The 22,637-nt window shown below is 60.3% G+C and carries 16 protein-coding genes and 1 tRNA gene; 8 read left to right on the top strand and 9 right to left on the bottom strand.

Going from position 1 to position 22,637, the window contains the following annotated elements:
* Positions 1-4: 4 nt before the first annotated feature.
* Positions 5-1,099 carry an alcohol dehydrogenase family protein gene (locus M8997_RS05500; RefSeq protein WP_250018722.1) on the top strand — a complete coding sequence of 365 codons (1,095 nt, stop codon included), beginning with the start codon at positions 5-7 and terminating at the stop codon, positions 1,097-1,099.
* Here M8997_RS05500 and M8997_RS05495 read toward each other — a convergent pair whose 3' ends face one another.
* The 5 genes from M8997_RS05495 to M8997_RS05475 all read right to left on the bottom strand — a co-directional run bounded on the left by M8997_RS05495 (position 1,100) and on the right by M8997_RS05475 (position 7,347).
* Positions 1,100-4,348 carry an error-prone DNA polymerase gene (locus tag M8997_RS05495; protein ID WP_250018774.1) on the bottom strand — a complete coding sequence of 1,083 codons (3,249 nt, stop codon included), beginning with the start codon at positions 4,346-4,348 and terminating at the stop codon, positions 1,100-1,102. It lies immediately after the preceding gene.
* Complete coding sequence (locus tag M8997_RS05490; protein WP_250018775.1) at positions 4,345-5,802, bottom strand: DNA polymerase Y family protein; 1,458 nt, start codon at positions 5,800-5,802, stop codon at positions 4,345-4,347. The genes M8997_RS05495 and M8997_RS05490 overlap by 4 nt, the downstream gene beginning before the upstream one ends.
* Positions 5,803-5,815: 13 nt before the next feature.
* A complete protein-coding gene (locus M8997_RS05485) occupies positions 5,816-6,526 on the bottom strand; it encodes an ImuA family protein (protein WP_250018723.1) in 711 nt (236 codons plus the stop codon).
* A gap of 266 nt (positions 6,527-6,792) precedes the next feature.
* Positions 6,793-7,047, bottom strand: a complete 255-nt coding sequence (locus M8997_RS05480; RefSeq protein WP_250018724.1) for a hypothetical protein — start codon at positions 7,045-7,047, stop codon at positions 6,793-6,795.
* A gap of 224 nt (positions 7,048-7,271) precedes the next feature.
* Positions 7,272-7,347 (bottom strand) — tRNA-Lys (locus tag M8997_RS05475).
* Between the two features lie 240 nt (positions 7,348-7,587).
* Between M8997_RS05475 and M8997_RS05470 the strand changes: the two genes are divergently transcribed.
* The 3 genes from M8997_RS05470 (at position 7,588) to glmS (ending at position 11,735) form a co-directional block, all read left to right on the top strand.
* Positions 7,588-8,334 (top strand): cytochrome c biogenesis CcdA family protein, encoded by a 747-nt coding sequence (locus M8997_RS05470; protein ID WP_250018725.1) that lies wholly within the window; start codon positions 7,588-7,590, stop codon positions 8,332-8,334.
* An 81-nt stretch (positions 8,335-8,415) separates the two neighbouring features.
* Positions 8,416-9,780: a bifunctional UDP-N-acetylglucosamine diphosphorylase/glucosamine-1-phosphate N-acetyltransferase GlmU gene (glmU, locus tag M8997_RS05465; protein ID WP_250018726.1), complete on the top strand. Its 1,365-nt coding sequence runs from the start codon at positions 8,416-8,418 to the stop codon at positions 9,778-9,780.
* 131 nt (positions 9,781-9,911) lie between these two features.
* A complete protein-coding gene (gene glmS / locus M8997_RS05460) occupies positions 9,912-11,735 on the top strand; it encodes a glutamine--fructose-6-phosphate transaminase (isomerizing) (RefSeq protein WP_250018727.1) in 1,824 nt (607 codons plus the stop codon).
* Between the two features lie 6 nt (positions 11,736-11,741).
* On the opposite strand, the gene recG is transcribed toward glmS, so the two are convergent.
* On the bottom strand, positions 11,742-13,850 hold the full coding sequence (recG, locus tag M8997_RS05455) for an ATP-dependent DNA helicase RecG (protein WP_250018728.1): 2,109 nt from the start codon (positions 13,848-13,850) through the stop codon (positions 11,742-11,744).
* Positions 13,851-13,957: 107 nt separating this feature from the next.
* Between recG and M8997_RS05450 the strand changes: the two genes are divergently transcribed.
* The gene (locus tag M8997_RS05450; RefSeq protein WP_250018729.1) at positions 13,958-14,245 is read left to right on the top strand and encodes a succinate dehydrogenase assembly factor 2; all 288 of its coding nucleotides are present in this window, start codon (positions 13,958-13,960) and stop codon (positions 14,243-14,245) included.
* Between the two features lie 6 nt (positions 14,246-14,251).
* A complete protein-coding gene (mfd, locus tag M8997_RS05445) occupies positions 14,252-17,749 on the top strand; it encodes a transcription-repair coupling factor (RefSeq protein ID WP_250018730.1) in 3,498 nt (1,165 codons plus the stop codon).
* 20 nt (positions 17,750-17,769) lie between these two features.
* On the opposite strand, the gene M8997_RS05440 is transcribed toward mfd, so the two are convergent.
* Positions 17,770-18,435 carry a DsbA family oxidoreductase gene (locus M8997_RS05440; protein ID WP_250018776.1) on the bottom strand — a complete coding sequence of 222 codons (666 nt, stop codon included), beginning with the start codon at positions 18,433-18,435 and terminating at the stop codon, positions 17,770-17,772.
* 6 nt (positions 18,436-18,441) lie between these two features.
* Positions 18,442-20,166 (bottom strand): extracellular solute-binding protein, encoded by a 1,725-nt coding sequence (locus M8997_RS05435; protein ID WP_267228620.1) that lies wholly within the window; start codon positions 20,164-20,166, stop codon positions 18,442-18,444.
* A gap of 370 nt (positions 20,167-20,536) precedes the next feature.
* Between M8997_RS05435 and M8997_RS05430 the strand changes: the two genes are divergently transcribed.
* A complete protein-coding gene (locus tag M8997_RS05430; protein ID WP_250018732.1) occupies positions 20,537-21,169 on the top strand; it encodes an invasion associated locus B family protein in 633 nt (210 codons plus the stop codon).
* 71 nt (positions 21,170-21,240) lie between these two features.
* Here the strand turns inward: M8997_RS05430 and hspQ are convergent, their stop codons facing one another.
* A complete protein-coding gene (hspQ, locus tag M8997_RS05425; protein WP_250018777.1) occupies positions 21,241-21,579 on the bottom strand; it encodes a heat shock protein HspQ in 339 nt (112 codons plus the stop codon).
* A gap of 74 nt (positions 21,580-21,653) precedes the next feature.
* On the opposite strand from hspQ, the gene M8997_RS05420 reads away from it, so the two are divergent.
* On the top strand, positions 21,654-22,598 hold the full coding sequence (locus tag M8997_RS05420) for an AEC family transporter (RefSeq protein WP_250018733.1): 945 nt from the start codon (positions 21,654-21,656) through the stop codon (positions 22,596-22,598).
* Positions 22,599-22,637: the final 39 nt, after the last annotated feature.

Genomic DNA, 22,637 nt, shown 5'->3' with positions numbered 1-22,637 from the left:
ACCCATGCAGGATAGAAGCACGCAGACCATGGCCGCCGTCCAACTGGTCGGCCATGGCGGATTGGACAAGCTGGTCTACAACACCAATACCCCGTTGCCAGCCGTGGCGCCGGGTGAAGTCCTGATCGAGATCACCGCTTGCGGCATGAACAACACCGATGTCTGGGTTCGCGAGGGCGCCTATGGCACGGAGGAGGACGCGGGCGCCGTATCCACCTGGCGCCGGCAGGAGCCGACGCTGACATTTCCGCGTATCCAGGGAACGGATATCGTCGGCAATATCGTCGAGGTCGGCCAAGGCGTATCGCGCGAACGTCTCGGCGAGCGGGTCATGGTCGACTTTTCCATCTATAATCGCGACGACGACAGCCTTGCGGACATCGACTATATCGGACATGGCCGCGACGGCGGCTATGCGGAATATGTGGCGGTTCCGGCCGAAAACGCCCATTTCGTCAATACGGACCTCACCGATATCGAGCTTGCGACGTTCTGCTGCGCCTACCTCACCGGCGAACAGATGCTGGAACGTGCTGCGCTGAAGGCCGGGGAGCGGGTCCTCGTCACCGGGGCTTCCGGAGGCGTCGGTTCGGGCATCGTCCAACTGGCGAGGGCTCGAGGTGCCATTCCCTACGCTCTGGTCGGACCGGGCAAGGAGAAGGCGCTGCTCGACATCGGCGCCGAGGCCGTGATCACCCGCGGCGAAGGCAATCTCGTCGATGCGGTCGCCAAGGCAGCTGGCGGCAAGCCGATCGATGTCGTTGCGGATCTTGTCGGCGGCGCGATCTTCAATGATCTCCTTCGCATCCTGAGAGCTGAGGGTCGTTATACGACCGCCGGCGCCATAGCTGGTCCTGTCGTTCAACTCGACCTGCGCACCATGTATCTGAAACAGCTCGCCTTGCACGGCTCGTCGCAAGGGACACGCGGCGATTTCCGCCGGATCGTGCGCTACATCGAGGAAGGCCGGATCAAGCCGCTGGTCGGCGGCGTCTACCCCTTGTCGGAATTCCACCGGGCTCAAAGCGATTTCATGGCCAAGAGCTTTGTCGGCAAGCTTGTGGTCGTTCCAGACGCCAAATTGCGCGCCGATCGCTGATCAGTGAAAATCGCGGGATTTCGGCAGCATCCTTTCATTGCGGGGGTGACGCCCCCGCGATTCCATCTGCGATGAATGTGTCGGTTCATCGCTGCGCGAAACCGGCAGATGGGCACGCTGCTCCGACAATCTGTGCAGTTCCGCCGTCTTGTCATGCAGCCTGTTGGCGACGATGTGCACGACATTATCGGCGCTCTGCACCACGCCTTCGATCATGATCAGCCGCGAGCCCATGACTTCCCTGCGCTGCCTTTGGAGAAGTTTTTCCCATATCACGATATTGGCGATGCCGGTTTCATCCTCGATGGTCATGAAAACCACCCCCTTGGCGCTGCCCGGCCTTTGCCGCACGGTGATGATGCCCGCCAGCTTCACACGCCTGTTGTTCGGCAGAGCCGTCGCATCCCTGCAGCTCAAAACGCCTGCTTTCGCGAATATTTCACGCAGGAACTGCATGGGGTGACCCTTCAGTGAAAACCGGGTCGATTCATAATCGGCAACGACATGCTCCGAAAACCGCATGTCGGGCAGTCTGGTCTCGGCCTCGGCCGCCAATTCATTCGTGTCCGCCGCGAGAAAGAGCGGGAGCGTCTCATTGTCGGGAAACCGCCGAACCGCCCAAAGAGCCGCGCGCCTGTCCATGGCTATGGAGCGAAACGCGTCCGCATCCGCCAGCAGCACAAACGCCCTTCGCTCCAGCCGGGTCAGACGCCGCACCTGCTCCATATCGGAAAACGGCTTCTGCCTGATCTCGCTGATCGTCTTCGCCCAATTCTTGGAAAAGCCTTCCACCTGGCGGAAACCGAGGCGCAGAGCGAGCTTATCCGCGTCGATCCGCTCGATCGTATTGTCCCATTCGCTGAAATTGATATCGACAGGCCTTACCTCGACACCGTGCTCGCGTGCATCACGGATAATCTGAGCGGGAGCATAGAAGCCCATCGGCTGTGAATTGAGCAGCGCCGCCGCGAAGATCTCCGGATGATGGCATTTGATCCAGGCGGAAACATAGACCAGAATTGCAAAACTTGCCGCATGGCTTTCAGGAAAGCCATACTCGCCAAAGCCCTTGATCTGGTTGAAGCAATTCTGCGCGAAGGTTCGGTCATAGCCACGGCCGACCATGCCCTCCACCATGCGCTCTTCCATTTCATGGATCGTGCCCATATGGCGGAAAGTCGCCATCGAACGGCGCAGTTTATTGGCATCATCGGCTGAAAAGCCGGCTGCGACAATGGCAATCCGCATGGCCTGTTCCTGGAAGAGCGGAACGCCCAATGTCCTGCCAAGAACATTTTCCAGTTCGTCAGCAGGGCCATATCTCGGCGAGGGCGATGGATAATGGACTTTTTCAATGCCTTTCCTGCGCCGTAAATAGGGGTGCACCATGTCGCCCTGGATAGGACCCGGCCTGACGATCGCCACCTCGATGACCAGATCGTAAAATTCTTGCGGCCGAAGCCTCGGCAGCATGTTCATCTGCGCCCGGCTTTCCACTTGGAAGACGCCGATGGAATCGGCCCTGCAAAGCATGGCGTAAACTTTTTGATCATCCGGAGGGATCGTGGCCAATTCCCAATGTTCGCCTTTGGTCTGGCGAATGAATTCGAACGCCTTTCGGATACAGGTCAACATGCCGAGCGCCAGGACATCGACCTTCATTATGTTGAGTTCGTCGATATCGTCCTTGTCCCATTCGATAAAGGTGCGGTCCTTCATGGCGGCGGGACCTATCGGCACCATTTCATCAAGCCTGTCCCGGGTCAGGACATAACCGCCCACATGCTGGGAAAGATGACGCGGAAAGCCGATCAGCGCCCTGGTCAGTTTGATCGCGCGGCGGATCATGCCATTGTCGGGATCAAGGCCCGCCTGCCGGATCTCTTCGTGCTCGATGGTCTTGCCCCAGCTGCCCCAAACCATGTTGGCGAGGGCGCCGGTGACATCCTCGGTCAGTCCAAGCGCCTTGCCGACATCGCGAATGGCGCTGCGCGGGCGATAGCAGATCACCGTTGCAATGATCGCGGCCCGCTTTCTCGTATACCGCCCAAAGATCCATTGCATGACCTCTTCGCGCCGCTCATGCTCGAAATCGACGTCGATATCCGGCGGTTCCTTGCGCTCGATCGAAAGAAAGCGCTCGAACAGCACCTCTGACTTCGAGGGATCGACAGCGGTGATGCCAAGGCAATAGCAGACGGCCGAATTGGCCGAAGAACCGCGCCCCTGGCACAATATGCCTTGCGAACGGGCATATTGGACAATGTCGTAGACCGTGAGGAAGTAGGGCTCGTATTTGAGTTGCTCGATCAATCGCAGCTCCTTTTCCAGAAGCTTCCGGACCTTGTCCGGGATGCCTTGCGGATAGCGCCGGGCCGCGCCCCTCCACGTCTCGTCGCGCAGGTGCTGCTGCGCTGTCTTGCCCTTCGGCACCGGCTCGTCCGGATAATTATATTTGAGCTCCGCCATCGAAAAGCTGATCGGCTCGATAAAGCGCTGGGTCTCGTCCAGCGCCGCAGGAAAATGCCTGAACAGACGCTGCATTTCGTCCGGCGCCCTCAGATGTCTTTCGGCATTCTTCTCCAGTCTGCGCCCGATAGTTTCAATCGTGACTTGTTCGCGGATACAGGTGAGAACGTCCTGCAAAGGGCGGCGAGCAGGGGAATGGTAGAGCACGTCATTATGCGCGAGGAGAGGGACGTTGCTCGCCGCTGCAATCCGGGCCAGCGCTTCCGCCCGGCGTTTATCCGCGCCGTGATGCGGCATGGCAAGGCCAAGCCAGATGCAGGAAGGGGCGATCCTGCGCAATTGCCTCAGAAAATGCAGCAGTCTTCCTTCCGTATGGGCGGAAGGAAGCACGATGATCTGGAAATTGCGCGCCCGGAATTTGAAATCCTCGAAAAGAAGATGACATTCGCCCTTGATTTTGGCCCGCTCCCGGCCTTCGCTGAGCAGGCGGCAAAGCTGGCCATAGGCGGAACGGTGGCGGGGATAGACGATCAGGTCCGGCGTTTCATCCGTAAAGACGAGCCTGCAGCCTATGAACAGCTTCAAGGGCGAGCCGGTTCTTTCGACCAGTTCACTATGCGCGGAATAGGCCCGCACCACGCCCGCCAGGCTGTTGCGGTCTGCAATCCCGATACCGCCGAGGCCGAGATGATGCGCCTGTTGGATCAATTCCTGCGGGTGGGATGCGCCCTCAAGAAAGGAAAAATTCGTGGTGGTGGAAAGCTCGTGATAGGCCATCAGGCAAAGATTCCATGCACGAACCATTTGGGGTCAGGGTCATTGCGCTCATAAAGCCCTTCGCGAAACACCCAGAAACGCCGCCCCGCATCGTCCTCCAGCCGATAATAATCCCGTGTCAAAGCGCGCGAATTCTCCCGCCACCATTCCGGGGCGATCCGCTCCGGCCCTTCTGCCAGCACGATGATGTGACGCGCCTTGCGCCAGACGAATTGCGCCGGCGCGGCATCGGGAATCTCGAAAGTCGCCTCTATCGGTTCCGGCGGGTGGAACATGCGGATCGGACGTTGCGGCGGGTCGCCTGCAACATCGCCTGCATTCCATCTGGCAGCGGCCGCTACCTTGGTGAGAGTGGCAGGCTCCAGGATGGCAGCGCGTTCCGGAATATGCGTATCGACGAATACCGGCCGCAATACGCGCTTGCTGCCGAGCCGGATGGATAAGCGGTCGACAAGGGTTCCGATCTTGTCGGTTTCCTCGGCATGATTGTCCAGGCTGGTTTGCCTGGCCATGGTCTTCTCGACACGAAGCGCGGCGAGGCGGATAATATCGAAGCCATATCCCGCATCGAGCGGGTCCGAGAGCGAGGCGAGACGTTCCTTCAGCAGCCGCATCAGGATTTCCGCGTCGGTGACGGGGCGCCCGGTCTCGATGCGCAGGCGGCGGATATTTCCATCGGCCCGGAAAAAGACAGCCTCCACCTCGCGCGCGCCCTCCACGCGTGCCTTCAGTTCCTGTGCAAGTTCCCCGGCAAGCTCGCGAAGAACCCCTTCTATTGCCTCCATGAAGGTCAGCGGTTCCGCCATGCGTCTCTCTGCCATGCAGATGGGCACGATGCGGCGCGGGGAAATCGGCTCGCTGTGCCGGCTGAAGAGCGCATCCAGGCGATTGACCGTCCGGGCGCCGAACCTTGCGGTCAAGGCTGCACGCGGCAGGACATCCACATCGCCGACCGTCAACAATCCTGCCCGCTTCAGCCCCGAAAGATGCGCATGCTCGACTTCGAGACTGGTGAGAGGCAATCTATAGAGAAGCTGTTTCAGATCCGCTCCCGCAATCCCGCCTCCCGCAATCCCGCCATTGCCGTAGCGGGCGAGGGCGCGGGCGGCTGCAGGATTGACGGCGATTGCCGAACGGACGCAAATGCCATGGCGCTTCAGGCTGGCATGAATATCGCGCAGCAGCTTCTCCTCGCCGCCATGCAGATGCAGGCAGCCTGTCACATCGAGTATCAGCCCATGCGGCTCGTCCACCGCCACCAAAGGCGTATAGCGATCACACCAATCCGCCAGCTTCTCCAGGAGGGCATTGTCCTGGCGCGGGGCCGCAAAGGCCGTATCGAGCTTTTCGAATTGCGCACGGGCATCGGTCAAGGCCATGCCCCTGTACAGTCCCGCCGCGGCAGCCTTTTCGTCCACCGCCATCAAGCGCAGCACATTCGCCGCCTTTTCGACGATGACCAGATGCCCATTAGTTCCCCGTTGCCGATCTTCTCTCTTGAGGCGATCGGTAGGAAGGTATGGAAACCAAAGGGCCAGAAACCGGCTTTCCGAGTTTGAAAACATGATCGTCACTTTCCCATTCCAATAGCCAGCGCCCCGTCATTCCCATTCTGTTGCGGATCAAGCTTGCATCGAAAACCGGATGCCCCGGCGCATTGGCTCCGCTCGAGCGGGACGGCGCGGCACGGATCATCCAGCGCGTAACGGCAGCATTGTCGGCCGGCGCCGCTCCGAGACGCAGCAGAAATGCCGGTGTATCGGCTTGCTGCGCAGTCAGGAGCAGCTTGCGCGAGGCGGTCAGGTCCAGGCATTTCGGATTGCTCCAGGGGGCGATGATGACCGCACCCATTCCCGCCGTGCCGAGACTGTCGCAGGCTGCCTTCAGGACATCCTGCGATGTCGAACAACGAACAATGATCAAACGCTCGGGGGCGAGGCCGAAATCATGAAGACCCGCAGCATAGGGAACCCCGTTCTCCCGTTCGGCAAAATCCTCTTCGACCCAGATGATGGGGCTGTGCGATGCCGCAGCGCGCAAGGCCAGGGCAATGATGAAGCCCGTTGCGGCGCCTGCATCGCCCGCCTGCGATGCAAAGACTTCATGGATTGCTCCCCGCTGCAGACCTTCGCGAAAAACGCTGTCGACGGCCTTTTCCCCAAAATGAAAAAACGACCGCAAACTATTGCTTTGAAAAGTCTTTCCAAGAAAAATTATATCGCGCCTTAGCGCTTCGAGGTTGGCGGCTGTCACGGTTCTTCTCAAGAATGTTCATGATATGTTCTATTATGTGACCAATCGACAGGCCAGTCAAGTTTCGCTTTGTGTGTGAACCATCATCAGGGCCCTCGATGCGACGAGCACCTTTGCTCCGGCTCCAGAACTGCTTCATTGGAAGCGCCTGCAACTCAGCCTTGATCGCTGAGCCCGGCGGGAAACCGCCGAGCTCAGCGCTGTGCGCGTAGAATACGCTTCCAGATCGTCCCGCCCAAATATCGATTAAAGATGACGAAGTAGACAACGATCAAAGCAAATAGCAACAGCGCTCGCCAGCCAGTAAGCTCAAAGCCATTCGATGTGCGCCCGCCAACGATTGTTGCAACTAGAAATCCGAGCACAAAGAAGGCGGTGAAGAAATCCAGCACTGCGGCCGTGATGATACGCCAAGTCGCCGGACCTTTGCTTGGTTCTGCATCAGACATTCGATCTTCCCCCAATCACCTGATCTCAAATAGTTAGCTTGCCGCGCACGTGTCGGCAAGTCCGCTCTCGATTGGAGTAGAAATGGCGGCTACGGTACCGGCAACTCAATCACCGAGCGCGAGAAGCTCAGCGAGTTAGAGGTGGCACATGCAGTGTCGAGCAGCACCTCGATAGAAGACATGCGGACCAAATTGTAATTCTATGTAAATTCATGATTTTGATGTGGTGAGCGCGCAGGGATTCGAACCCTGGACCTACTGATTAAAAGTCAGTTGCTCTACCGGCTGAGCTACGCGCTCCCAGCGAGGCGTTTCAAGCCCTCGGGAAGTGCGGCGGAACATATGTGCGGGATGCCGATCGGTCAACAGCTATTATTATACGATTTTGCGACAAAAGGACTTTTCGAGCCTCGTTTATCCCGCCCTCAAGCGGATTTTGCTCTCATATCGGTTTGCCGCAAGGCAGAATGGCGAAAAGGTGATTGGAGTTTCACCCGGATTCGGCCTAATCCACGGCCAATCTAGCTTGAAGGAGCGCACATGGCGCTGGATGTTTCCTATCTCACGGCCGCGGGGGCGGGCGCATTGTCCTTTCTCTCCCCTTGCGTGCTTCCCCTGGTTCCCCCCTATCTCTGCTACATGGCCGGCGTCACGGTCGAGGATTTCAGGGCCGACCGCGCAGCAGCCGCCATGTCGCCGGTCCGCAAGGCCCTGCTCATCTCGTCATTCAGTTTCGTGCTCGGCTTTTCCACGGTCTTCGTCCTGCTGGGCGCCGGTGCCTCGACGATTGGCGGCTTCCTGCGCATGTGGCAGCAGGAAATCGCCATTGCCGCGGGCATCGTCATCATCCTCATGGGACTGAACTTCCTCGGCGTCTTCCGCCTTGCATTTCTCTCCCGCGAGGCCCGCTTCCAGAGCAAGGGGGCTCCGGCCAGCCCGATCGCCGCCTATATAATGGGCCTTGCCTTCGCCTTTGGCTGGACACCCTGCATCGGGCCGGTACTCGGGCCCATCCTGGCTTTGGCGGGTGCGCGCGATACGGTCGCCGATGGCGCGACGCTCCTTGCCGTCTATTCGCTCGGCCTCGGCGTGCCTTTCATCATTGCCGCCATGTTTTCCGGCATGTTCATGCGCTTTCTCGGCCGTTTCAGAATGCATCTCGGCAAGGTCGAAAAGATCATGGGCGGGCTTCTCGTCATTACCGGAATTCTGTTCCTCACCGGCGGATTGCAATCCTTTTCCTTCTGGTTGCTCGAAACATTTCCCATTCTCGGCCAACTCGGCTAAAGGGACGAAATTACCTATTGGAAACCTGCGCCGTGCTACGCCTGCCGGCACATGGTTTTCCCGTCGATCTGAAGGTTCAAGATGGCCCAACGTTCCTGTCTCACAATCATACTTGCCGCGGGCGAGGGTACCCGCATGAAATCGGCACTGCCGAAGGTGCTGCATCCGATTGCCGGCCTGCCCATTGTCGGCCATGTCGCCAAGGCGGTTCAGGCGGCAGGCGGCATGGATATGGCGCTGGTCGTCGGCCGGGGCGCGGAGGCCGTCGAGCAGGCGGTTCGCAAGCTCGTGCCGGCGCTGAGCGTCCACGAGCAGACCGAACGGCTTGGGACAGGCCATGCGGTCCTTGCCGCGCGCGACGCCATCGCCAAGGGCTATGACGATATTCTCGTGGTTTTCGCCGACACGCCGCTGATCGAGACTGAAGCGCTGGAACGTGCGCGGCAGAAACTGGCCGATGGTGCCCATGTCGTCGTCATGGGGTTCCGTCCCGGCGATCCGCACGGCTATGGACGGCTGATCGAGGAAGAGGGCCGCCTTCTCGCCATTCGCGAGGAGAAGGATGCGAGCGATGCGGAACGGCGCATCGGCTTCTGCAACGGCGGCCTGATGGCCCTCAGCGGCGAGACTGCGCTCGATCTCCTGGAACGTATCTCCAACGAGAACGCCAAGGGCGAATATTATCTCACCGACGTCGTCGAGATCGCCAATGCAACGGGCCGCAACGCGGTTGCGATCGAAGTGGCGGTCGATAATGTCATCGGCATCAATACGCGTGTCGAGCTCGCGGCGGCCGAAGCCATCTGGCAGGAACGCAAAAGGCGCGCGATGATGCTGGCCGGCGTCTCCATCCAGGCGCCCGAAACCGTGTTTTTCGCCCATGACACCCTGATCGAGGCGGATGTGACACTGGAGCCCAATATCGTGTTCGGTCCCGGCGTATTCATCGAGAGTGGCGCGATCATCCATTCATTCTCGCATCTTGAAGGTGCAAGGGTCGGGCGCGACGCCACGGTCGGGCCCTACGGCCGACTGCGCCCCGGTGCGGACCTTGCCGAAAAGGCAAAGGTCGGAAACTTCGTCGAAGTCAAGAATGCCCGGATCGCCGCCGGGGCCAAGGTCAATCATCTGTCCTATATCGGCGATGCCGCGGTCGGCGCAGCGGCCAATATCGGCGCCGGCACGATAACCTGCAACTATGATGGCTATAACAAGTCCCATACGGAAATCGGCGCGGGTGCCTTCGTCGGCTCCAATTCATCGCTGGTGGCGCCTGTTTCGATCGGAGACAATGCCTATGTGGCCTCCGGCAGCGTCATAACCAGCGACGTTCCGGCGGACTCGCTGGCTTTCGGGCGGGCGAGGCAGGAGATCAAGCAAGGCAGGGCCATCGAGCTCCGGGCGAAATACGAAGCCCGCAAGCGCGCCGGCAAGCCGAAAGCATAGTCAGGCGTATTTCAGTTCCACCGGACTAGTCCTGTCTATCTCCATTTAATTAGGTAAGGAAAATTGACTTTGCATGCCGCAGTCCGGCAACTAGACGGCAGAACGGTATTGGCGAAGCGTTGAGGTGATAAATGTGCGGAATTGTTGGAATTATCGGACAGGAACAGGTCGCGCCGCTTCTGGTCGATGCCTTGAAGCGGCTCGAATACAGGGGATATGATTCCGCCGGTGTTGCAACGCTCAATAATGGTACGCTCGATCGCCGCCGCGCCGAGGGAAAACTCGGCAATCTGGAAAACGCCCTGAAGGCCGAGCCGCTCAGCGGCACGATCGGCCTCGGCCATACACGGTGGGCGACGCACGGAGCGCCGGTCATCCGCAATGCCCACCCTCACATGACGCCGCGCCTGGCCGTCATCCATAATGGCATCATCGAAAACTTCGCCGAGCTTCGCGCGACGCTCGAAGCCGATGGCTATGTGTTCGAAACCGAGACGGACACCGAAACCGTTGCCCATCTCGTCACCCGCGCCATGGATCGCGGGCGTTCCCCGGTCGAGGCAGTGCGCGAATCCCTGCCGCTGCTGCGCGGCGCCTTCGCCATAGCGATCATGTTCAACGGCGAAGAGGATTTGCTGATCGCCGCCAGAAACGGCCCGCCGCTGGCCGTCGGCTATGGCGATGGCGAGATGTATCTCGGCTCCGACGCCATAGCGCTGGCACCTTTCACCGACCGATTGTCCTATCTCGATGATGGCGACTGGGCCGTACTGACACGCCGAGGCGTCGTCATCTATGACGAGAGCGGAGCCGAAGTGAAGCGCCCGGTGCAGAAGTCCGCCGGCAGCGCCTTCCTCGTCAGCAAGGGCAATCACCGGCACTTCATGGAAAAGGAGATTCATGAGCAGCCGGAGGTGATTTCGCACACACTCGCCAATTATCTCGATTTCGCCAAGGGAACGATCCGAAGCGAGGCGAGCGCCATCGATTTCAGCAAGATCGACCGTATCGCCGCCTCGGCCTGCGGCACCGCCTATTACGCCGGACTCGTCGGCAAATACTGGTTCGAGCGTATCGCCCGCCTGCCAGTCGACATCGATGTGGCTTCGGAGTTCCGCTATCGTGAAATGCCATTGTCCAAGGATAGTCTGGCGCTGTTCGTCACCCAGTCGGGCGAGACGGCGGATACGCTGGCATCGTTGCGCTACTGCAAGCAGCAGGGCCTGAAGATCGGCACCATCGTCAACGTCAGGGAATCGACGATGGCGCGGGAGTCCGACGTGATTTTCCCGACCCTTGCCGGCCCGGAAGTGGGTGTTGCCTCGACCAAGGCCTTTACCTGCCAGCTGGCGGTCCTCGCCTCGTTGGCCGTTGCTGCCGGAAAGGCGCGCGGCACGATCGATGCGGAAGACGAGAAGCGGCTTGTGCGCGAACTGTCCGAGATACCGCGTTTCGCCACGCAGGTTCTGAAGCTTGAGGAGCAGATCGAGGCGATCAGCCGCGAACTCAGCCAGGTCAAGCACGTCCTCTATCTCGGCCGCGGCACCAGCTATCCGCTTGCCCTCGAAGGCGCGCTGAAGCTGAAGGAGATTTCCTATATCCATGCGGAGGGCTATGCCGCCGGCGAGTTGAAGCACGGGCCGATTGCCCTGATCGACGAAGCCATGCCGGTCATCGTCATCGCACCGCACGATTCCTGGTTCGAAAAGACCATATCCAACATGCAGGAATCGGCTGCCCGCGGCGGCAAGATAATTCTCATCACCGACGAGAAAGGCGCTGCGGCAAGCACGTTGAAGACGCTGCACACCATCGTGCTGCCGGACATGCCGGAGCTCATCGCGCCGATCATCTACACCTTGCCGATCCAGATGCTGGCCTATTACACCGCCGTCTTCATGGGGACGGATGTGGATCAGCCGCGCAATCTCGCCAAGTCCGTCACGGTCGAGTAGGTCGCGCTAGCCGGCGCGGAGCAGGCGGATGGCCTCGTCGCGCTCGAAGAGATAAAGCAGGACGCGCAGCGCCTCGCCGCGCGTCGTCTGCAATTCCGGATCGCGCGTCAATATATAGCGCGCGTCCTTGCGGGCGATCTCCAGCAAGTCCTGGTGGGCTTCGAGATTGGCAAGCCGGAAACCGGGCGTTCCCGATTGCCTCGTCCCCAGCAACTCGCCTTCGCCGCGCAGTTTCAGGTCCTCTTCTGCGATCCGGAAGCCGTCTTCCGTCTCGCGCATGATCTTGAGCCGCGCCTGGGCGACCTCGCCGAGCGGCGCCTTGTAGAGCAGGAGGCAGGTCGATGGCTTGTCGCCGCGCCCGACGCGCCCGCGCAACTGATGCAACTGTGCAAGGCCGAAACGTTCCGCATGTTCGATGACGATGATCGTGGCATCCGGCACGTCGACGCCCACCTCGATGACGGTGGTTGCGATCAGCAGCCGCGTATCGCTTCGCTTGAACGCGCCCATGGCCGCGTCCTTCTCGGGTCCGCTCATGCGCCCGTGCACGAGACCGACACGCTCGCCGAATATCGGCCGCAGACTTTCGAACCGCTCTTCGGCGGAGACGAGTTCGACGGCTTCGGATTCCTCGACCAGCGGGCATATCCAGTAGACCTTCTGCCCCTCGGCGATGGCCTTGCGGATCCGGTCCACCAGTTCGCCGAGACGTTCCATGGGCAGGATGGCCGTGGTGATCGGCCGCCGGCCCGCCGGCTTCTCCGTCAGCTTCGAAACGTCCATGTCGCCAAATGCCGTCAGGACGAGGGTGCGCGGAATGGGCGTCGCCGTCATGACCAGCATGTCCGGCGCCCCGCCTTTCGACGTGAGCAAAAGGCGCTGGTGCACGCCGAACCGATGCTGCTCGTCGATGATGACGAAGGCCAGATCGCGGTAGTTCACCTTCTCCTGGAACAACGCATGGGTGCCGACGATGATATGGATCGAACCATTGGCCAGCCCCTCAAGGATCTGGTCGCGCTCCCTGCCTTTTTCACGTCCCGTCAGCAGCGCGACGTTCAATCCGGCCCTTGCTGCCAGCGGTGCGATGGTGGCGTGGTGCTGGCGCGCCAGCACCTCCGTTGGAACCATGAGCGCGGATTGTCCGCCGGCTTCCGCCACATGCGCCATCGCCAGCAGCGCGACGACGGTCTTTCCCGAGCCGACATCGCCCTGCAGCAGCCGCAGCATGCGTTCGGGCTGGCGCAGATCGGCGATGATCTCCTGAAGCGCCTGCCGCTGGCTGTTCGTCAGCGTATAGGGCAGGGCGGCGACGATCCTGGAGCTGATGTCGCCATTGCCTTCGAGGCGCCTGCCAGAAAGCTTGCGTGTCTTCATCCGCACCAGCGCAAGAGCGAGCTGCCCCGCGAGGAACTCGTCATAGGCAAGGCGCTGGCGGGCCGGCCGGTCGAGCGCGATATCCTGCGGTTCGCGAGGATTGTGCAGGATATCCAGGGCTTCCCGGTGCGATGGAAGCGCATATTTATCGAGAAGCGGGCGTTCTATCCATTCGGCGAGATCGGGCGACTTTGCCAGCGCCTCCTGCACGCCGCGTACCAGCACCTTCGGCGAAAGCCCGGCCGTCAGCGGATATACCGGCTCGATCAGCGGCAACGACGCGGCATTCTCGATCGGCGTTATGTGATCGGGATGAACCATTGTCGGGCGGCCGTTGAACCACTCCATCTTCCCAGAAACGATCACCGTCTCGCCGACAGGCATCATCTTCTCGAGCCATGCCTGTTTCGCATGAAAGAAGGTCAGTCCGACTTCACCCGTATCGTCATGGGCGTAGACGCGGTGCGGCACGTTGTTTCTCCCCGCCGGCGGCGGCTGGTGCCGGTCGATACGCACTTCGAGCGTCACGATCGCACCTTCGGGAGCAAAGGCGATACCAGGCCTGTTGCGCCTGTCGATGATGCTGTGCGGCGGCAGGAAGAGCAGGTTCACCACGCGCGGATCGCTGCCGGGCGGCTGCGCGCCCAATAAGGTGCCAAGCAGACCGGAGACCTTGGGGCCGATGCCTGGCAGCGAGCGGACGGATGCGAAAAGTGGGTCGAGTTGGGATGGACGCATAAATAAGGTTTAGCGCGTTCAATATACGTTGCAAGGCTGACAGACGCGGCAAGGCAGGTTATACCCACCGCCACCCGCCTCTTGTAGCCTACCCATGGAGTTCCCAAATGTCCGGAAGCAGTCGCACCACTGCGGATCTGTCGCCAAGGCAGCGAAAAATCCTGTTTCGCTGCTGGCATCGCGGCATGCGCGAGGTGGATTTGCTTCTCGGCCAGTTCGCGGATGAGCATATCGATCGCCTGACCGATGAGGAACTCGACCAACTCGAAACACTCATGGATGAACTCGACCGCGATCTGTTGAAATGGTTCACGGGCGAGGCCGAGGTGCCCACCAGGCTCGACACTCCAATCTTCCGCAGGATCGTGACCTCGCGAAGCCAGATGAAGTTCTAGAAGACAATGAACGCATTCAACAAGCTCGGACTGAATTCCGGTATCGGCTCCCATGTCGTCATCGATGGCGTCGTGGACGGCTATGAAGCCTTTGCTCTGGCGAAGATCGTCGCCGAGGCGGGCGCCGGCGGTCCGGTGCTCTTCATCGCCCGCGATGGCCAGCGCGTCGCCGACATCGAGCAGGTGTTGAGCTTTGTCCAGCCGGACCTGCCGGTGTTGCAATTGCCCGCATGGGATTGCCTGCCCTATGACCGCGTTTCGCCGGGTGCGACCACATCGGCGCGCCGGCTGGCGGCGCTGACCGGGCTGCTGGCGCTGCGGGAACAGACGCACCCGGCGGTCATCCTGGTGACGGCCAACGCCGTCCTGCAGAAGCTGCCGCCGCGCGATGCGCTTGAGAAACAATTGTTCCGCGCGAAGCCCGGCAACAGAATTGACATGAACGAACTTGTTCAACGCCTTGAAAACAATGGATTCGAACGCGTTTCGACTGTACGCGAGGTCGGCGAATACGCCGTGCGGGGCGGTATACTGGACCTGTTCGCACCGGGGGAGGAAGAACCGCTGCGTCTCGATTTCTTCGGAGATACGCTCGAAACCATACGGGCGTTCGATCCGGCAACGCAGCGGACTTTAAGTCAGAAATCCGAATTCGCCATGCAGCCCATGAGCGAAATCACGCTTTCGCCCGAGACGGTCAGCCGTTTCCGCTCGCAATATGTGCAGAAATTCGGCGCTGCCTCGCGTGACGATGCGCTTTATCATTCCATATCGGAAGGCCGTCGCTTTGCCGGCATGGAACATTGGCTGCCGCTCTTCTACGACCATCTTGAAACCGTGTTCCATTATGCGGGCAGGATGCCGGTCATCTTCGATCATCTCGCCCATGAATCGATGGCCGAGCGGCACAAGCTGGTGCTGGACCATTACGAAGCCCGCAGCCGCCAGTCGGACGGCAAGGAACCGGGTGATGCGATACCATACAAGCCGGTCGAACCCGATGCGCTGTACCTGTCTTCAGAGCAGGTGGAGAAGGCTGCGCTCGATTCCGGCATGCGCATCGACTTCACGCCGTTCGATGCGCCATTCGTCTCCGGCCGGGCCACCATTCACGCCGGTGTCCGCAAGGGCCGAAGCTTCGTCGAGGAGCGATCGGCGAAGGATGTCAACGTCTTCGACAGCGTGGTCAAATATATCGGCGATGAGCGCGCTGGCGGCAAGAAGGTCCTTCTGGCCGCCTGGAGCGAGGGCAGCCGCGACCGGCTCGTTCAGGTTCTTGCCGAACACGGGCTCGAAAAAATCGAGTTCGTCGAGAATCTGCGCACCGTCAAGGCACTCGGGCGCGACAAGATCACGGCGAGCATCCTTTCGCTCGAGACCGGTTTCGATGCGGGCGACCTCGTCGTGGTCGCGGAGCAGGATATACTTGGCGACCGGCTTATCCGCCATTCGCGCCGCCGCAAGCGCGACAAGGACTTTATCAGCGAGATCGCGGCGCTGAACGCGGGCGACATCGTCGTGCATATCGATCACGGCATTGGCCGGTTCGTCGGCCTGCGCACCATAACGGCCGCCGGCGCGCCGCATGACTGCCTGGAATTGCATTATGCCGGCGACGACAGGCTGTTTCTCCCGGTCGAGAACATCGAACTATTGTCGAGGTTCGGCTCGGAGAGTTCCACGGCGGTCCTCGACAAGCTCGGTGGCGGCGCCTGGCAGGCGCGCAAGGCCAAGCTGAAGAAGCGGCTGCTCGACATTGCCGGCCATCTCATCCGCATCGCGGCCGAACGCCAGATGCGCGGCGCGCCCGTGCTGGCGCCGCCAGAGGGGCTTTATGGCGAATTCGCCGCCCGTTTCCCCTATGATGAAACCGAGGACCAGGATCGGGCAATCGACGCGGTGATCGACGATCTCTCGCAGGGCAAGCCCATGGACCGCCTCATTTGCGGCGATGTCGGCTTCGGCAAGACCGAAGTGGCGCTGCGGGCGGCTTTCATTGCCGCGCTGAACGGCGTGCAGGTCGCGGTGGTCGTGCCGACGACATTGCTGTCGCGGCAGCACTTCAAGACCTTCGCCTCGCGTTTCCAGGGGCTGCCGGTCAATGTCGTACAGGCATCGCGCCTGGTGGGGGCCAAGGAGCTTGCCGAAAACAAGAAGGCGCTGGCGGAAGGCCATGCCGATATCGTCGTCGGCACCCATGCCTTGCTGGGGCAGGGCATCAAGTTCAAGAACCTCGGGCTGCTGATCATCGACGAGGAGCAGCATTTCGGCGTCAAGCACAAGGAACGGCTCAAGGAGCTGAAGTCGGACGTGCATGTCCTGACCCTGTCGGCCACGCCCATACCACGCACGCTGCAGCTTGCGCTGACCGGCGTTCGGGAGCTGTCGTTGATCACCACGCCGCCGGTCGACCGCATGGCCGTGCGTACATTCGTTTCCCCGTTCGATGCGCTCGTGATCCGTGAGACGCTGCTGCGCGAACGCTATCGCGGCGGGCAGAGCTTCTATGTCTGCCCGCGCATATCGGATCTTGGCGAGATCAAGGATTTCCTCGATGCGAATGTGCCGGAGCTGAAAGTGGCGGTCGCGCACGGCCAGATGGCGCCGGGTGAGCTCGACGACATCATGAACGCCTTTTATGACGGCCAATATGATGTGCTGCTCTCGACCACGATCGTCGAATCCGGCCTCGATATCCCGACCGCCAATACGCTGATCATCCATCGCGCCGACATGTTCGGCCTGTCGCAGCTCTACCAGCTGCGCGGCCGGGTAGGGCGGTCGAAACAGCGCGCCTATGCCCTGTTCACGCTTCCGGCGAACAAGGTCCTGACCCAGATGGCCGATCGCAGGCTCAAGGTGCTGCAATCGCTCGATACGCTCGGCGCGGGGTTCCAGCTGGCGAGCCATGACATGGATATCCGTGGCGCTGGCAATCTGCTCGGCGAGGAGCAATCCGGCCATATCAAGGAAGTCGGGTTCGAGCTTTACCAGCAGATGCTGGAAGAAGCGGTGGCGGAACTCAAGGGAACGGGCGACACCGGGTCCGACCAATGGTCGCCGCAGATATCCGTCGGCACCGCCGTCATGATCCCGGAAAGCTACGTGCCGGATCTGCAGCTGCGCCTCGGCCTCTATCGGCGCCTTGCCGATCTCGACGATCTTCAGGATATCGATGGCTTCGGCGCGGAACTGATCGACCGTTTCGGCCCGCTGCCGGAAGAAGTGCAGCACCTGTTGAAGATCGTCTATATCAAGGCATTGTGCCGCCGCGCCAATGTCGAGAAGGTCGATGCAGGCCCGAAGGGCGCGGTGATCCAGTTCCGCAACAAGACCTTCGACAATCCCGCCGCGCTGGTGAAGCTGATCGGAGAGCAGGGCGCCATGGCGAAGATCCGGCCCGATCAGAGCATCGTATTCGTGCGCGACTGGCCGACGCCCGAAAAACGCCTGAACGGCGCCGCGGTCATCATGACCCAGCTTGCCAAGCTCGTAACGGACTGAGCCATGCCGCCGCGCCGCGCTCAGGCAGGGCGCGGTTCATAGCCATCGGCGGTCTGGCGGATCGCATCGGCGAGCACGTCCGCCGATTGCGCGCCCATGATCGCGTATTTCTGGTCGAGGATGAAGCAGGGAACGCCGCGAACACCGACCTGGCTGGCCATATCGATTTCCTGCCGGACGCCGACAACATCCGCATCGGTCGGCAGCAGGCTTTCGACGATCGCAGCATCCAGCCCCGCTTCGGCGGCGGCTTCGAGCAATATCTGCCGGTCGCCAATATCCTTGCCCTGCTCGAAATAGTACGAAAACAGGATGCCGACGAGCTCGTCCTGAACGTTCGGCGTTGCCTGGGCGGCCCAGCGGATGAGTCTGTGCGCGTCAAGCGTATTGGGACTGACCTGGATGGCCTCGAAGTCGAACTCGATCCCGACTTCGCCGCCGAGTTCGGTCAGTTGCTGGTGTATCTCGAAAATCCGGTCGGAACTGCCGAATTTCTCCTGCATGTAGCGCTGCCGGTCCTTGCCCTTGGCCGGGATGGTCGGATCGAGCTGGAACGGCCGCCAGTTCACGGTGGCATCGAGGTCGGGATTGAGCGCCAATGCCTGTTCGAGGCGCTTGCGGCCGACGAAACACCACGGGCACACCACGTCGGAGACGACGTCGATCGTAATTTTCTTGGCAATCATGTCCATCTAGCGCCTTTCCGACCACCAGGTGGGTAACTGGTAGCCTATGAGTGCGGTTGCGTCCGGGTGCTTGATATGGGTCCAGCGGGCAACCCATTGCGCAGGCTGATAGTAGATAGGTATGAAATAATTGCCCGATATCAACACCCGATCGAGGGCGCGAACCGCGCTGACGAATTCGTCCTGCCGGCGCGCGGCGAGCATCTTGCCGATCAGCGTATCGACCGCCGGATCGGCTACCCCGGCATAGTTGAAGCTGCCGTCCGTATCGCGCGCCTCGCTGCTCCACCGCCGGAACTGTTCGAAGCCCGGCGAGAGCGAACCCGTATAGGCGCCGAGGATCATGTCGTAATCGAAAGTCTCGAGCCGCTTCTGGTACTGGGCGTCATCCACGGTGCGAATGGAAACGTTGATCCCGAGGCGAGACAGGGTGCGCCTGTAGGCGAGGCCGAGACGCTCCTCCGCCACCGAGCGGGTCAGTATCTCGAAGGTCAGCGGATTGCCCGCCGGATCGAGCATGGTCTCGTCCCTGATCGCAAAGCCTTTGCCCATCAGGATGTCATAGGCCTGTTTCATCGCCGTTCGGTCGCGGCCGGAGCCATCGGTTTTCGGCGGCGCGTAAGTGCCGTCCATGACGTCGGGCGCAACCGCGGCGGGAAAGGCGGCAAGCAGCGCACGTTCGGTACTGTCCGCTGGTTTCCCAAGAGAAGAAAGTTCTGAGCCCTGCCAATAACTTGCGAGGCGTTCATAACGTCCCGCATAAAGATTGCGGTTGGTCCATTCGAAATCGAACATGGCGGAAAGCGCCCGCCTGACATCGCGATCGGCGAATTTTTCGCGGCGCGTATTGAATACGAACCCGAACATGTTCGACGGCGCCTTGGTCTTGAACGTCTCCTGGACGACACGCCCCTCCTTGAAGGCGGGGAAATTATAGGAGGCCGCCCATTTGTTCGGATCGCCTTCCATGAAGATGTCGAACACGCCCTTCTTGAAGGCTTCGAACTGCGATTGCTCGTTGCGGAAATATTCGACGGTGATCTGGTCGAAATTGTTGAATCCGCGCCGGCTCGGAATGTCCTTGGCCCAGTAATCGGGGTTGCGCTTGTATATGATGCGCTGTCCGGGACGGACCTGCGATACGAGATAAGGGCCGGTTCCGACCGGGACTTTCAGCGGCGAGGCATCGAAGTTTTCCGCATCGACGGCATGCCTGGGCAGGACGGGCGTCAGCGCGAGGATCAGGGGCAGTTCGCGGTCTGCCTGCTCGTTGAAGGTAAAGCGGATGCCCCGTTCCCCGACCTTGTCGATCTTCTCGATGCGGTCGAGGCGCTGCTTATATTGCGGAAGGCCCTTTTCGGCGAGGAGATGCACGCTGAAAATGACGTCGTCCGGCGTAACCGGCATCCCGTCGGAAAACCTGGCGCGCGGATCGAGCGTGAACTCCACCCAGGTTCGCTCGTCATTCGTCTCGACCTTTTCCGCGAGGAGGCTGTAAACCGTGAACGGCTCGTCCGCGCTGCGCTGCATCAGCGTTTCATAGACGAGATTGCCGAACTGGAGATCGTTGAAGATGCCGCGCGCCGTCGTGCGAAGGCTCTTCACCAGAAAGGGATTGAGGCTGTCGAACGTGCCGACGACGCCATAGGTGATCTGGCCGCTCTTCGGGGCATCGGGATTGGCATAGGGGAAATGCTCGAAATTCGCGGGCAGGGCAGGCTCCCCCCGCATGGCAAGGCCATGAGCGGGCTCGGCGGATGCCTGACTCCACGGCACCAGCGAGGTCGCCAGTACCAGCGTCACAATCTGCAAGCAATTTTTCAACATCAATCAAACCTTGAACTCGACCAGGCACATATCCTGATTCGAACCACAGAATATCATTTGGCGACAATTATGCGGCGGATCATGTTGAAACTCGGCGTCAAACGCGAAAAACTCTCAAAAACTGGTCTGGATTTGCTGGCACATGCAGTGTAACACGGCGTTCGGTAATCAGGGTCACTCTGTTGCCGCATTTGGCAATCAAAGCCAGACGAGCAAATTAAGTGATCGAGAGTGACACACTTGGGATAAGTGCGCTGAAAGGAACCAGTTGACCATGTCCAACCCAAAGATAATCGCTGCCACCACGTCTTTGGCGGGTGCCATCGCCCTGCTCGTCGGCGCAGCGCTACCAGCATCAGCCCAGCAGCAGCAGCAACAGCAGAGAGCGCCACAGGGTTGGTACAAGGTTTGCACGAAGCAGGATGAGAACGACATCTGCAACACGCAGAACATCGTTACCGCCGACAGCGGCCAGCTGCTGACCGCGTTGAGCCTGCTTGAGATCAAGGGCAAGGTAAACCGGAAGATCTTCCAGGTTTCCGTCCCGACCGGCCGTCTCATTACCCCGGGCGTCGGACTGCAGATCAATGGCGGCAAGACCGTCAAGGTCGAATACGCAATCTGCTTCCCGGACCGCTGCATCGCCGAAGTGGCGCTTTCGGACGATCTCGTGAATTCGTTCAAGAAGGGCAACCAGCTGACGCTGACATCCGTCAATTTCCAGAACAAGCCCAATCCGATCAATGTCGCGCTGACCGGGTTCACGCAGGCCTATGACGGCCCCGGCATGCAGCAGAACGAGCTTGAACAGCGCCAGAAGACGCTTCAGGAAGAAGTCCAGAAGCGCCAGAAGGAATTCCAGGACAAGATGAAGGCCGAACAGGAAAAGGCCAAGACCGCAAATTGACCTGATTTAAGGGCGCCTCGGGCGCCCTTTTTCTTCGGCCCTTTTTCTTGGGCGCCTTTTCCTTGGCGGCCTCAGTTCACATGGGGCGTTTTCACCCGGTAGAAGCCATCATTCACCTTTTCGAACAAGGCGCCTACCTGCGGGTGCCGCAGCGGCACCCCGGTCGTATCGGGCACGAGGTTCTGTTCCGAAACATAGGCGACATACTCGCTGTCGGCGTTTTCGGCGAAGAGATGGTAAAACGGCTGGTCCCGCCGCGGCCGGATGTTCTCGGGTATCGACTGGTACCATTCCTCGGTATTGCTGAATTCCGGGTCGACATCGAAGATCACGCCCCGAAAGTCGAAAATGCGATGGCTTACGACCTGGCCGATCTGGAACTTGGCATGTGTTATCTGTGTCATCGATATCGTTTGCTTTGGATGGTGTTTCCGTAATACCCGGGAATTCTCGATTCTCGCGCGCTAAAATCTAAAAGTTCATCATGCTTGACGTCTTCAATCTCGTACTACCGTTCTTTGGACTTATCTTTCTCGGCTTTTTCGTGGCGCGAGTGAACCGGCAGCCCCTGGAAGCGCTGGGCTGGATGAACACCTTCATCATATATGTGGCGTTGCCCGCCATGTTTTTCCAGATACTTTCGAAAACTCCCGTAGCGGAACTTACCCAATGGTCGTTCATCGTCGGCACGACCGGCACGACGTTTCTGGTGTTCGCGGCAATGTTCGCCATCGGCTTCGCCCGCACGCGCCGGGTTGACGAAAGCACGATCCAGGGACTGGCAGCCGCCTATGGCAATATCGGCTATATGGGTCCGGCATTGGCGGTTCTCGCATTCGGCGCACCGGCGGCGGTACCTGTCGCGCTGATCTTCTGCTTCGACAACATCCTGCATTTCGTCATGGCGCCGACCTTGATGGCCCTGTCGGGGAGGGAGCAGCGCCCGGCAGGTCTCGTCGCACTCAACGTCCTCAAGCGGATATTCCTCCATCCTTTCATCATTGCGACGATTTTCGGTATCGGCGCCGCCATTCTGGGTGCGGAACCGCCGCTGGCGCTCGAGCGCCTGATCGATCTTCTGGCGCGCGCAGCCGCGCCTTGCGCATTGTTCGCAATGGGCGCGACCCTGGCATTGCGTCCCTTGAAGCGCGTTCCGCGCGAACTCTACGTCATCGTTCCGCTGAAACTGTTGCTGCAGCCCTTGCTCATCTATCTGGTCCTGACATGGATCGGCACATTCCCCAAGGTGTGGATATTCACCGCCATGCTGACGGCGGCCCTGCCGACGGCAACCAATGTCTTCGTCATTGCCCAGCAATATGGCGTCTGGGTCGAGCGGGCTTCGAGCAGCATTCTCGCCACGACGCTGATCTCCATCGCGACATTGACCCTTTGGCTCTATGCCATGACGCATGGCTGGATAGGCTGATGATCAGCGCCCACTTGCGGCGGCCGTCCGCGAATGTAT

It is taken from the genome of Phyllobacterium sp. 21LDTY02-6 (genome assembly GCF_023554255.2).
Classification (GTDB): Bacteria; Pseudomonadota; Alphaproteobacteria; order Rhizobiales; family Rhizobiaceae; genus Phyllobacterium.
Note: the sequence above shows the minus strand (reverse complement) of the source record. Positions and strands in the feature narration are given on the sequence as shown.